This window comes from Enterobacter sp. JBIWA005 (assembly GCF_019968805.1).
Taxonomy (GTDB): Bacteria; Pseudomonadota; Gammaproteobacteria; order Enterobacterales; family Enterobacteriaceae; genus Enterobacter; species Enterobacter vonholyi.
The window spans coordinates 1,374,329-1,386,280 of the sequence record NZ_CP074159.1 but is presented as its reverse complement, the minus strand read 5'-3'; the positions used below and the strand labels follow the sequence as shown (position 1 = coordinate 1,386,280).

Here is an 11,952-nt window from a genome sequence, read left to right as displayed (position 1 = left end):
CTTATTTCTTTAAATGGGGATGGAAATTACACGGACGGGTACGGGCATCCAGCTGCGGGGCGATGATGTTTTCCCACGCGGTGCGGCAGGCTTTGGTCGAGCCCGGCATGGCGAAAATCAGGGTTTTGTTAGCCACGCCCGCCACGGCGCGCGACTGAAGCGTGGAGGTACCAATCTCTTCAAAGGAGAGCATGCGGAACACTTCGCCGAAGCCTTCCACCTCGCGGTCGAACAGCGGGATTAGCGCTTCGGGGGCCTGATCTCCTGCGGTAAAGCCGGTGCCGCCGGTGATCAGCACCACCTGCACCTCATCGCTGGCGATCCACTGAGAGACCTGCGCGCGAATGGCGTAGCGGTTCTCCTTCACGATCGCTTTATCAACGATGTTATGTCCTGCGTCATGGGCCGCATCGCGCAGCCAGTGGCCGGAGGTATCATCCTCTTCGCCACGGCGGTCGGAAACGGTAAGAATAGCAATGCGTGTCGGGATAAATTCTGCGCTTACCTGACTCATCTTCTGATTCCTTCTTAAGCCTGATTACCCGCCGATGTAGGACAGGTTCTGAGTAATGCCGGTATTGCCCTGATGCAGGAAGTGGGTCTGTTTTTTATGCGTCAGCGCTTCAGAAATGCGTGCTTCAAGCGCGTCCTGCTGCGCATCGTCTTCCAGCAGATCGCGAAGGTCTACGCCGCCGTCGCCGAACAGGCAGAGATGGAGCTTGCCCACGGAGGAGACGCGCAGGCGGTTGCAGCTGGCACAGAAGTCTTTCTCGTAAGGCATGATAAGCCCAATTTCGCCTTCGTAATCAGGATGGCAGAAGACCTGCGCCGGACCGTCGCTGCGCTGGCGGATCTGGTGGATCCAGCCGCGTTTCAGCAGCTCGTCGCGCAGCACCATGCCGGAGATGTGGCGGCGGCGAAACAGCTCGCTGCCCTCGCCGGTTTCCATTAGCTCAATAAAACGCAGTTGAATGGGACGGGATTGGATCCACGCCAGGAAAGTATCGAGCTGGTGATGGTTTACATCACGCATCAGCACCGTGTTGACTTTGACTTTTTCGAAGCCGGCCGCAAATGCCGCATCGATACCGTCCATGACCTGCTGGAATTTATCCTGGCCGGTGATGGCGTGGAACTGACGGGCGTCCAGGCTATCCACGCTGACGTTGATCGCCGTCAGCCCCGCATCGCGCCAGTTCGCCACGTCGCGCGCCATACGGTAACCGTTGGTGGTCACCGCAATCTGGCGGATACGTTCGTTTTCACGCACGGCGGCAATGATGTCGGGGAAATCGCGGCGCAGCGAGGGTTCACCGCCGGTAAGGCGCACTTTTTCGGTGCCGAGCTCAGTGAAGGCGCGCGTGACGCGACGCACTTCATCCACGGAGAGAAAGCCATTATTGGTAACGCTGCCCGGTTTATAGCCGTCGGGCAGGCAGTAAGTGCAACGGAAGTTGCACACATCGGTAATCGACAGACGTAAGTAATAAAACTTACGCGCGAAAGCATCAGTAAGTTGTGAAGCCATGTACACCTTTCCAGATCGGGAGGCACAGTCATTTCTTTCTGTACCCTGGTGGCAAATTCGCCACGGCCAGAGCGCCATATCTTTCGACACAGGCACAAGGGCTAGAGTGTATGTTTTCATTTTTGAAAACGTGGTTAGGGCGATAGTAGCGCGGAAATTCTCACGGCGCCATTGTCGCTTTTCGCTATATAATTATGTATATAGCGAATCAATCCTGCATTTTCGCTACAGAATACCTAAAAACCGCATTTTCACATTGATATACGTCATTTTGTATCGGGTGAGGCATCGTCTTTTAGGGGTAGTTAGGTTACTGTTACGCGATCGAACGTGATAAGGAATACGTATGCGCAATCGCACTTTTGCGGATCTTGACCGAGTGGTCGCTCTTGGCGGAGGACACGGCTTAGGCCGGGTTATGTCCTCTTTGTCGTCGCTCGGCTCAAGGCTGACAGGGATAGTGACTACCACCGATAACGGCGGCTCAACCGGGCGCATTCGTCGTGCCGAAGGCGGCATTGCCTGGGGAGATATGCGCAACTGCCTGAACCAGTTAATTACCGAGCCGAGCGTCGCATCGGCGATGTTCGAGTACCGTTTTGGCGGAAATGGCGAACTTTCCGGGCATAACCTCGGAAATCTGATGTTAAAGGCATTGGATCACCTGAGCGTACGGCCTCTGGAAGCCATCAACTTGATCCGTAATCTGCTGAAAGTGGACGCATTCCTGATCCCCATGTCTGAACAACCGGTTGACTTGATGGCAATCGACGCCGAAGGGCATGAAGTTTACGGCGAGGTGAATATCGACCAGCTCATCCTGCCGCCAGCGGAGTTGATGACCTATCCGAGCGTGCCCGCCACGCGAGAAGCGGTGGAGGCCATCGGGGAAGCGGATCTTATCCTGATCGGTCCGGGAAGTTTTTACACCAGCCTGATGCCCATTCTGCTGGTGAAAGAGCTGGCGCAGGCGCTGCGCCGCACCCCAGCGCCAATGGTTTACATCGGTAACCTCGGGCGAGAGCTGAGCCCGGCAGCCGCAAGCCTGTCGCTGGCGGATAAACTCAATTTGATGGAGCATTACGTCGGTAAGAAGATCATTGACGGCGTGGTGGTTGGGCCGAAGGTAGATGTGTCCGGCATCGGCGATCGTGTGGTGATTCAGGAGCAGCTGGAGGCCTCAGACATCAAGTATCGCCATGACCGCCATCTGCTGCGCGAGGCGCTGGAGAAGGCGATTCAGGCGCTGGGCTGACAATAAAACCCGGTGGCGCTTCACTTAGCGGGGCGACAAAAGGCGCGAATCCCGCAGGCCCGGAAAGCGCAGCGCCACCGGGCAAAACCAACTCACGATGCCGCGATAAACAGATCCCGCAGCTGATGAAGCTGGTCGCGGATCTGCGCCGCCTCTTCGAACTCCAGGTTCTGGGCGTGCTGCATCATCTGCCCTTCCAGCTCGTGGATTTTCTGCTGCAGCGCTTTCGGCGTCAGCACGACGGTATCTTCTTCCACCACTGAACGCGCCTTGCCGCGGCCTTTCGCTTTGGTTTTGGCAATGTTCTGACCCAGCGCCAGAATATCCACCACCTTCTTGTTCAGCCCCTGCGGAGTAATGCCGTGCTCTTCGTTGTAGCGCTGCTGTTTCTCGCGGCGGCGCTCCGTCTCGCCAATCGCTTTCGCCATCGACGGGGTAATTTTGTCACCGTACAGAATCGCTTTACCGTTGACGTTACGCGCGGCGCGGCCAATAGTCTGGATCAGCGAACGCTCGGAACGCAGGAAACCCTCTTTGTCCGCATCCAGAATCGCCACCAGCGAGACTTCCGGCATGTCCAGACCTTCTCGCAGCAGGTTGATCCCCACCAGCACGTCAAACTCGCCCAGACGCAGATCGCGGATAATCTCCATGCGCTCCACGGTGTCGATATCCGAATGCAGATAACGCACCTTCTCGCCGTGCTCTTCGAGATACTCGGTGAGGTCTTCCGCCATACGCTTGGTGAGCGTGGTCACCAGCACGCGCTCGTTAATGGCGGAACGGGCGCGGATCTCAGAGAGCAGGTCGTCCACCTGCGTCGCCACCGGACGCACCTCGATAATCGGGTCCAGCAATCCAGTCGGACGCACCACCTGGTCCACCACTTCATCGCCGGATTTTTCCAGCTCGTAGTTGCCCGGCGTGGCCGAGACGTAGATGGTTTGCGGCGCCAGCGCCTCAAATTCTTCAAACTTCATCGGACGGTTATCCAGCGCTGACGGCAGGCGGAAACCGTACTCCACCAGCGTCTCTTTACGCGCCCGGTCGCCGCGGTACATCCCGCCGATCTGCGGGATCGTGACGTGGGATTCGTCGATCACCAGCAAACCGTCGGCCGGAAGGTAATCAAACAGCGTCGGCGGCGGCTCGCCGGGCCCGCGCCCGGAGAGGAAGCGCGAGTAGTTTTCGATGCCGGAGCAGTAGCCCAGCTCGTTCATCATCTCAAGATCAAACTGGGTACGCTGGCTCAGGCGCTGCTCTTCGAGCAGCTTATTGTTCGCCAGCAGAACCTTACGGCGTTCCGCCAGCTCCACTTTGATCTCTTCCATCGCCTGTACGATACGCTCGCGCGGCGTCACGTAGTGCGTTTTCGGGTAGATAGTGAAGCGCTGGATCACTGACTCAACGTGTCCGGTCAGCGGGTCGAAGAGCGACAGGCGCTCGACCTCCTCGTCAAACAGCTCGACGCGCAGCGCCATATCGTCCGATTCTGCCGGGAAGATGTCGATCACTTCGCCGCGCACGCGGAAGGTGCCGCGCTGGAAGGCCTGATCGTTGCGGGTGTACTGCAGCTCCGCCAGACGACGCAAAATCGCACGCTGGTCGATGATCATCCCCTGCGTCAGGTGCAGCATCATCTTGAGATAGAGATCCGGATCGCCAAGACCGTAGATCGCGGAAACCGAGGCGACGACCACCACATCACGACGCTCAAGAAGCGCCTTTGTGGCCGACAGTCGCATCTGCTCGATGTGTTCGTTCACCGAGGCATCCTTCTCGATGAAGGTGTCAGAGCTCGGCACATAGGCTTCAGGCTGGTAGTAATCGTAGTAGGAGACGAAATACTCCACCGCGTTTTCCGGGAAGAACTCTTTCATTTCGCCGTATAGCTGCGCCGCCAGGGTTTTATTGGGTGCCAGCACCATCGTTGGGCGCTGGAGATCCGCAATCACGTTGGCGATGGTGAACGTTTTACCCGAGCCGGTTACCCCCAGCAGCGTCTGGTGCGCCAGCCCATCTTCCAGCCCCTCTTCCAGACGACGGATCGCCTCAGGCTGATCGCCTGATGGACGGAAAGCAGAATTCAATTTGAACGGTTTACTCATGGGCGACAACCTGATGACGTTATAAGCGGCAGGTGTGTAATTTTACTCCTTGTTGCCAGGAATGCCAGTAAAAAACACTGGATGAAAAACCAGTGGCATGTCAGGATATTTATCATAGCGCCTGAATGATTAGCGCGATAGCGGCCAAAATTTGGACAGTGGCAACATAAAACACCAGTCAGGTCAGGTTATCCCCAGAACTTTTTCTTTTTTAACATTTGTCAAGCCAGGTAATGATAGTTTTGTGGCAAGGGGTGACACTTTCATGACGGGAATTGCTTTTATTTAAGCAATTAAAAAATAAACGATATTTTCTAAAGCCGCGTTTCGCGTCAATTTGGGCGAAAGCCGCGTCTTCTCTCGCTTATCGCGTGTTTTCTAACTCTAATGCACATGGTTATCCACAGGAATAGTGGATAACTGCTTCCAGCCCATACAGACTGGCGCTCTGCAAATTCCCGGATTTTCCCACGAGACGGCGACAAAAAATTTTTATAGCTATTTTTTGCTGATTAACAGTTGCGTCATTCATAACCAACCGATGGGATCTTGCTCACATTTTCATCATTTCGGGTTCTGCACCACAACTCATCACCGGCGGCACCGTCAATGTGCAATCCGGTTTTTTATAAACCGCTTTCCGGTGACTTATTCCTAAAAAAGTCGCTTTTTTAATCACTTTCCGCTTTATGGCAGGGGTTTTGCAGAATCAACAGCGAGCCTCACCTACACACATTTTTAAGGAGAGAAAGATGTTGAGTCTGCGTGCTGTGAATCAGTTTTACGGAAGTCAACATACGCTATGGAATGTGGATTTAGATTTTCCGCAAGGGATGTGTACAGGCGTCGTTGGCCTGCCGGGCATGGGGAAAACCACCCTAATGAATTGCATCGCCGGGAAGGTGCCTGTCGAAAGCGGCAGCATCATCTGGTATGAGGCGGGTGCGCCGCCGCGTGATTTGCTAAACCCGCCGCCAGAACAGCGTTCCGGCCCGGAGATTGGCTATGTCTCGCAGGACAGGCGGATCTTCTCCCAGCTAACGATTGAGGAGAACCTGCATATCGCCATGCGCGCGACGGGGAAACCTAACCCGAACGCAAAAAATGACGTTTACGACCTGTTTCCGGCGCTCTATGGGGTGCGACAGACCCGTGCCAACACGCTCTCTCCGGACGACCAGTATCAGCTGGCGCTGGCTAATGCGCTGGTGAACCGTCCACACCTGCTGATCCTCGATGAGCCCCTGCACGGCGCGGGGCACAGCTTCGCCCAGAAGCTGGGACAGCTGTTGGTGCGCTTAAACCGGGAGTTAGGCATGACGGTGCTGTTAGCAGAGCAGCAGATGTCGTTTATCCGCCGGGTGGCTGACCGTTTCTGTATGCTCTATCGCGGGCGTAACGTGGCGCAGGGCCACGTTAACGAACTGGATGACGAGCTTATTGCTCACTGGATGTCGCGGGAAGCAAGACGCTGAGATCGAGATAACGCCCGGTTTCGGCATTTTCCGCGCCGTCAGCAAGCCAGGGGATCTCCCCGATGCACGGCGCGGGAAGGACGCGCCTGAGCGTCGCCAGATACTCCTGATGGCGTTTACCCGGCGCAACCACGTCGTTGGCTATCCAGCCCGCCAGACGCAGTCCGGCCTGCTGTACGGCCTGCGCGGTCAACATGGCGTGATTGATGCAGCCCAGCCTGACGCCGACGACCAGAATCACCGGAAGCTGCTCGGCCTGCACCCAGTCAGCAAACGTCTGCTTGTCCGAAAGCGGCGTAAACCAGCCGCCAGCCCCTTCCACCAGCACCCAGTCGGCCTGATTTTCCAGCGTCCGCAATCCGGCGGACAGCACGGCGAAATCAATCGGACGACCTTCATCGGCGCTGATAATGTGCGGCGAGGTCGGCTCGGCAAAGGTGTACGGATTCACCGCGGAATAGGCGAGTTCACGCGTGCTGTTACGCTGGAGCGCCAGCGCGTCGGTGTTGCGTAACCCTTCCGCCGTCATCTCGCTGCCGGACGCCACGGGCTTATACCCGGCGGTGTTTTTCCCGAGCAGCCGTGCCGCCTGCAGCAGCGCCGAGCTGGCCACCGTTTTACCCACTTCTGTGTCCGTGCCGGTGACAAAATAACGTTCAGTCACGTTCGATAATCCCATGAAAAAGTTGATAGGAGAGCGGGAATTGACCCCGCTGCTGCGGCCAGGCCAGCTCAAGGCGCTGCAGCTGACCGCGGGTGAGCGGTTTTTTCTCGCGTCCGGTATGCAGGTGCGTGGCGCCTATGCCCTTCAGCGAACGCATGGCGCTGAACGCATCGCTAAAATTGAGCGTGATGGTCTGCATCACGCTGCGTGAGCGCCAGCCTGCCAGCGCCTGCGTCACCTGGTCATGCGATAAAAACCGGTTAGCGTGCGGCTGTTCATCGACTGCCTGCCAGGCCTGATTCAGCTCCGGCAGCGAACTTTCCAGCAGGGTGGTAAACGCCACCTTCCCGCCCGGTCGCGCCACGCGATAAAGCTCGCGCAAGGCCTGCGGCAGGCTGCTGCACCACTGAACCGCCAGATGGCTCCAGACCAGATCAAACTGCGCGTCAGCCAGCGGGATCGCCTCGATATCGGCCAGCAGATAGCGATGCGCCGCCTGCTGCTGGCGCGCCTCGTCCAGCATCGGGGCTGAAAGATCGATAGCCGTCACCTGGCTTCCCGCCCCGCGCCAGTAGCGGCTGTTGCTGCCGGGACCACAGCCGGCGTCCAGCACCTGTGGAAAACGGTTCTCGCCAAGCGCGGCCAGAAGCCCCTGCGCGCTCAGACGCTGCAGCTCATCATGCTGCGAATAGCTCTGCGCGGCGCGGCCAAATGCCGCCGCGATGGCCTGCTTATTCACCGGCATCATGGAGCGCCTCCAGCAACGTCTCAATATCCTGTCGTTCATGCGCCGCCGTCAGGGTTAAGCGCAGACGCGCCGTGCCCGGTGGGACGGTTGGCGGTCGGATGGCGGTGACCCACATGCCGCGCTGGCGCAGCGCCTGTGCCAGCGCCAGCGCGCGGCCGTTTTCTCCGACAATCACCGGCTGGATAGCGCTCTGCGAATCGGGACTGTGGAAAGGAAGCGCCGCTAATCCCTGACGGAAGCGGGCAACATGCTCTGCCAGCCGCTGGCGACGTTCATCCCCTTCCGCGCTTCGTATCACAGCCAGCGACGCAGACAGCGCAACGGCCTGCGCCGGGGGCATGCTGGTGCTGTAAATCAAATGCCGGGCAAACTGCAGCAGATAGTCGGCGACGGATTCGCTGCACAGCACGGCGGCGCCGCTAACGCCAAAGCCCTTGCCAAAGGTGACAATCAGCAGTTCAGGCTTCACGTTTTGCTGATACGCGCTTCCGCGCCCTTCGTCGCCCATCACGCCGGTGCCGTGGGCATCGTCCACCAGCAGCCAGGCATTCTGTCGCTTTGCGGCCTCGTGCAGCGCGGCAAGCGGCGCGCTGTCGCCGTCCATGCTGAACACTCCTTCGGTGACAGCCAGCTGTTGTCCTTCGCAGGGTTTATCCAGCAGCGCTGCGAGCTGTCCCGCATCGTTATGGGCAAAACGCCGCAGCTGAGCCGGGCTTAAATTTGCCGCCTCCAGCAGCGAGGCGTGGCTCAGGCGGTCGGCGACAATGCGGTCCTCTTTTTCCATCAGGGCCGTAATCACCGCCTGGTTGGCGGCAAAGCCGGAGATAAACAGCAGCGCACGCGGGTAGCCGAGCCAGTCAGCCAGCTCCTCTTCCAGCGCATGATGCGCTGTGGTGTATCCGCTGACGTGCCCCGATCCGCCGCTGCCCACGCCAAATCGCTCCGCGCCCTGCTGCCAGGCGCGGATAATGGCCGGATGCTGGCTCAGCCCGAGATAGTCGTTGCTGGAGAAATTGCAGAACCGCTGGCCTTCACGGGTAAGAAAACGGCCCGCGCCGTTTTCCACCACCCTGCGAACGCGAAATGCCTCTGCCGCCCGACGGTCGTCAAGCGCAGAGTTGATACGCGCCTGCCAGGTCATACGGCTGCCGCGTTGTAGAACTGTTCGGTGTCGGCGTTGAAAATCTGCTGCTCCAGCTGCTGCTGTTGCTCGTTATCGCCCGTCAGCACCTCGGTCTGATGCGGGTTCAGCCCCAGCTTGCGGAACAGCTGAACGTCTTTGTCCTCTTCCGGATTCGGTGTGGTCAGCAGCTTGCAGCCGTAGAAGATGGAGTTGGCTCCGGCCATAAAGCACATCGCCTGGGTCTGCTCGTTCATCTGCTCGCGACCCGCTGAGAGGCGAACGTAAGACGTTGGCATCATGATGCGCGCCACCGCGATGGTGCGGATAAAATCAAACGCATCCACGTCCTCGTTATCCGCCAGCGGCGTGCCCTTGACCTTCACCAGCATGTTGATCGGCACGCTTTCCGGCGGGGTCGGCAGGTTCGCCAGCTGCAGCAGCAGGCCCGCGCGGTCTTTCACGGTTTCGCCTAAGCCCACGATGCCGCCGGAGCAGACCTTAATCCCCGCGTCACGCACTTTATCCAGCGTATCCAGACGCTCCTGGTAGGTACGCGTGGTGATGATGTTGCCGTAAAATTCCGGCGAGGTGTCGAGGTTGTGGTTGTAGTAATCCAGTCCCGCAGCCGAGAGGCGCTGCGCCTGCTCCTCGTTGAGCGTACCCAGGGTCATGCAGGCTTCGAGGCCCATCTCCTTCACGCCCTTCACCATCTGCTCCAGATACGGCATGTCGCGATCGTGCGGGTTCTTCCACGCCGCGCCCATGCAGAAGCGGGTTGATCCAGCGTTTTTCGCCTTGCGCGCGGAGTCAAGGACCTGCTCCACTTCCATCAGGCGCTCTGACTCCAGACCGGTTTTGTAGCGCGCGCTCTGCGGGCAATATTTGCAGTCTTCGGGGCAGGCGCCGGTCTTGATCGACAGCAGCGTGCTGACCTGAACATGGCGAGGATCGAAATGCTGACGATGCACCTGTTGGGCTTCGAACATCAGCTCAAGGAAAGGTTTGTTGAATAATTCAGTAACTTGCGACATCGTCCAGCGTGCGTGGTGAACCATCGGGCTTCTCCAAAGGGTTTTGTTAATTTTCGGTTCGGTTTATACTCGTAAACCTAAAACTTTTCAAAATGGTTTACAAGTCGATTATGACCCAGGACGATCTCGCCTTCGACAAGCAGCATATTTGGCACCCTTACACCTCCACCACCCGCCCCCTTCCCGTCTATCCGGTAGCCTCCGCCCACGGCTGCGAGCTGCACCTCGCCAGCGGCGAGCGGCTCGTTGACGGCATGTCTTCGTGGTGGGCGGCGATTCACGGGTACAACCACCCGCGCCTGAATGCGGCGATGAAGGCCCAGATTGACCAGATGTCGCACGTGATGTTTGGCGGGATCACCCATCAGCCCGCGGTGGATTTATGCCGTCGTCTGGTGGCGATGACACCTGAATCGCTGGAGTGCGTATTCCTGGCAGATTCCGGCTCCGTGGCGGTGGAAGTGGCGATGAAAATGGCGCTGCAGTACTGGCACGCCAGAGGCGAAACGCGCCAGCGGTTCCTCACCTTCCGCAACGGCTATCACGGGGATACCTTCGGAGCGATGTCGGTTTGCGATCCGGACAACTCCATGCACAGCCTGTGGAAGGGGTATCTGCCGGAAAACCTGTTTGCCCCTGCGCCGCAGAGCCGCTTCGACGGCGAGTGGAACGAGATGGACATGGTCGGCTTCGCGCGGCTGATGGCGGCGCATCGTCATGAGATTGCCGCCGTGATCCTTGAGCCTATTGTGCAAGGCGCGGGCGGAATGAGGATGTACCACCCGGAATGGCTGAGGCGTATTCGCAGGATGTGCGACCGCGAGGGCATTCTGCTGATTGCCGATGAGATCGCCACCGGCTTTGGCCGCACCGGCAAGCTGTTTGCCTGCGAACATGCGGGTATCACTCCGGATATTCTGTGTCTGGGTAAAGCGCTGACTGGCGGCACCATGACGCTCTCCGCCACGCTCACGACCCGCCAGGTGGCCGACACCATCAGCGACGGTGAAGCCGGCTGCTTTATGCACGGCCCGACGTTTATGGGTAACCCGCTGGCCTGCGCGGTCGCAAGCGAAAGCCTCGCCATTCTGGAGAGCGGCGAGTGGCAGACGCAGGTTGCGGCGATTGAGGCGCAGCTGAAAACGGAGCTGAGCGCCGCCTCGGGCGCGAATTTCGTGGCGGACGTGCGCGTGCTGGGCGCCATCGGGGTGATTGAAGCCACCCATCCGGTGAATATGGCGGCGCTGCAGCGTTTCTTCGTGGATCAGGGCGTGTGGGTCCGGCCTTTCGGCAAGCTTATCTACCTGATGCCGCCGTACAGCATTACGCCTGAGCAGCTTCAAAAATTAACCGACGCGGTTGTAACAGCCGTTAACATTCCCGCGCATTTCACGATTTAACCCAATGCATTACACTTGCTGAACGAGCGATCAACGAGGGTAAACCGTATGAAAATCATCAGTAAAGATCTGCGCGACGGTGAAAAGCTGCCGGAACGGCACGTTTTCAACGGCATGGGGTATCAGGGCGATAACATCTCCCCGCACCTGGCGTGGGACGAGGTTCCGGCAGGCACCAAAAGCTTTGTCGTGACCTGCTACGACCCGGATGCGCCAACCGGTTCCGGATGGTGGCACTGGATCGTGGCGAACCTGCCAGCCGACACGCGCGTCCTGCCGCAGGGTTCGGGTTCAGACCTGGTTGCCCTGCCTGAAGGTGCCATTCAGACGCGCACTGACTTCGGTAAAGCGGGCTACGGCGGCGCGGCGCCACCAAAAGGGGAAACCCACCGCTATATCTTCACGGTGCACGCGCTGGATGTGGACAAGATTGAGGTCGATGAAGGCGCGAGCGGCGCAATGGTCGGGTTTAACGTGCATTTCCATTCGCTGGGGAGCGCGTCGATTACGGCGATGTATTCATAATAGTGCGGGCTGACGCCCTCACCCCGGCCCTCTCCCACAGGGAGAGGGAGAAAACCGGGCAATTCCCTCTCCCTGTGGGAGAGGGTTAGGGTGAG

The 11,952-nt window shown here is 58.6% G+C and carries 11 protein-coding genes and 1 riboswitch; of the genes, 4 read left to right on the top strand and 7 right to left on the bottom strand.

Going from position 1 to position 11,952, the window contains the following annotated elements; genetic code table 11:
* Window position 1: 1 nt before the first annotated feature.
* Together moaB and moaA are read right to left on the bottom strand one after the other, a co-directional pair.
* On the bottom strand, window positions 2-514 hold the full coding sequence (gene moaB / locus KGP22_RS06550; protein ID WP_115874539.1) for a molybdenum cofactor biosynthesis protein B: 513 nt from the start codon (window positions 512-514) through the stop codon (window positions 2-4).
* Between the two features lie 24 nt (window positions 515-538).
* Window positions 539-1,528 (bottom strand): GTP 3',8-cyclase MoaA, encoded by a 990-nt coding sequence (moaA, locus tag KGP22_RS06545; protein ID WP_223581688.1) that lies wholly within the window; start codon window positions 1,526-1,528, stop codon window positions 539-541.
* A riboswitch (molybdenum cofactor riboswitch) is annotated at window positions 1,516-1,649 on the bottom strand. It overlaps the preceding gene by 13 nt.
* 225 nt (window positions 1,650-1,874) lie before the next feature.
* On the opposite strand from moaA, the gene yvcK reads away from it, so the two are divergent.
* Window positions 1,875-2,783: a uridine diphosphate-N-acetylglucosamine-binding protein YvcK gene (gene yvcK, locus KGP22_RS06540; protein WP_223581686.1), complete on the top strand. Its 909-nt coding sequence runs from the start codon at window positions 1,875-1,877 to the stop codon at window positions 2,781-2,783.
* Between the two features lie 92 nt (window positions 2,784-2,875).
* On the opposite strand, the gene uvrB is transcribed toward yvcK, so the two are convergent.
* Entirely contained in the window at window positions 2,876-4,891 is a 2,016-nt protein-coding gene (uvrB, locus tag KGP22_RS06535) for an excinuclease ABC subunit UvrB (protein WP_008501138.1), read from the bottom strand.
* Between the two features lie 752 nt (window positions 4,892-5,643).
* Here uvrB and KGP22_RS06530 point away from each other — a divergent pair.
* Complete coding sequence (locus KGP22_RS06530) at window positions 5,644-6,366, top strand: ATP-binding cassette domain-containing protein (protein ID WP_127730105.1); 723 nt, start codon at window positions 5,644-5,646, stop codon at window positions 6,364-6,366.
* Here the strand turns inward: KGP22_RS06530 and bioD are convergent.
* The 4 genes from bioD to bioB are packed head-to-tail and all read right to left on the bottom strand — an operon-like array spanning window position 6,329 to window position 9,956.
* Window positions 6,329-7,030: a dethiobiotin synthase gene (gene bioD, locus KGP22_RS06525; protein ID WP_223581676.1), complete on the bottom strand. Its 702-nt coding sequence runs from the start codon at window positions 7,028-7,030 to the stop codon at window positions 6,329-6,331. The two genes, KGP22_RS06530 and bioD, sit on opposite strands and share 38 nt — an antisense overlap.
* On the bottom strand, window positions 7,023-7,778 hold the full coding sequence (gene bioC, locus KGP22_RS06520; protein WP_223581674.1) for a malonyl-ACP O-methyltransferase BioC: 756 nt from the start codon (window positions 7,776-7,778) through the stop codon (window positions 7,023-7,025). The genes bioD and bioC overlap by 8 nt, the downstream gene beginning before the upstream one ends.
* Window positions 7,762-8,919 (bottom strand): 8-amino-7-oxononanoate synthase, encoded by a 1,158-nt coding sequence (bioF, locus tag KGP22_RS06515; RefSeq protein WP_223581672.1) that lies wholly within the window; start codon window positions 8,917-8,919, stop codon window positions 7,762-7,764. The genes bioC and bioF overlap by 17 nt, the downstream gene beginning before the upstream one ends.
* Window positions 8,916-9,956: a biotin synthase BioB gene (gene bioB, locus KGP22_RS06510; RefSeq protein ID WP_223581670.1), complete on the bottom strand. Its 1,041-nt coding sequence runs from the start codon at window positions 9,954-9,956 to the stop codon at window positions 8,916-8,918. The genes bioF and bioB overlap by 4 nt, the downstream gene beginning before the upstream one ends.
* 68 nt (window positions 9,957-10,024) lie before the next feature.
* Here bioB and bioA point away from each other — a divergent pair, with 68 nt between their 5' ends.
* Both bioA and KGP22_RS06500 read left to right on the top strand, forming a co-directional pair.
* Window positions 10,025-11,332 carry an adenosylmethionine--8-amino-7-oxononanoate transaminase gene (bioA, locus tag KGP22_RS06505; RefSeq protein WP_223581668.1) on the top strand — a complete coding sequence of 436 codons (1,308 nt, stop codon included), beginning with the start codon at window positions 10,025-10,027 and terminating at the stop codon, window positions 11,330-11,332.
* A 48-nt stretch (window positions 11,333-11,380) separates the two neighbouring features.
* Window positions 11,381-11,857 carry a kinase inhibitor gene (locus KGP22_RS06500; protein ID WP_063143124.1) on the top strand — a complete coding sequence of 159 codons (477 nt, stop codon included), beginning with the start codon at window positions 11,381-11,383 and terminating at the stop codon, window positions 11,855-11,857.
* Window positions 11,858-11,952 lie beyond the last annotated feature (95 nt).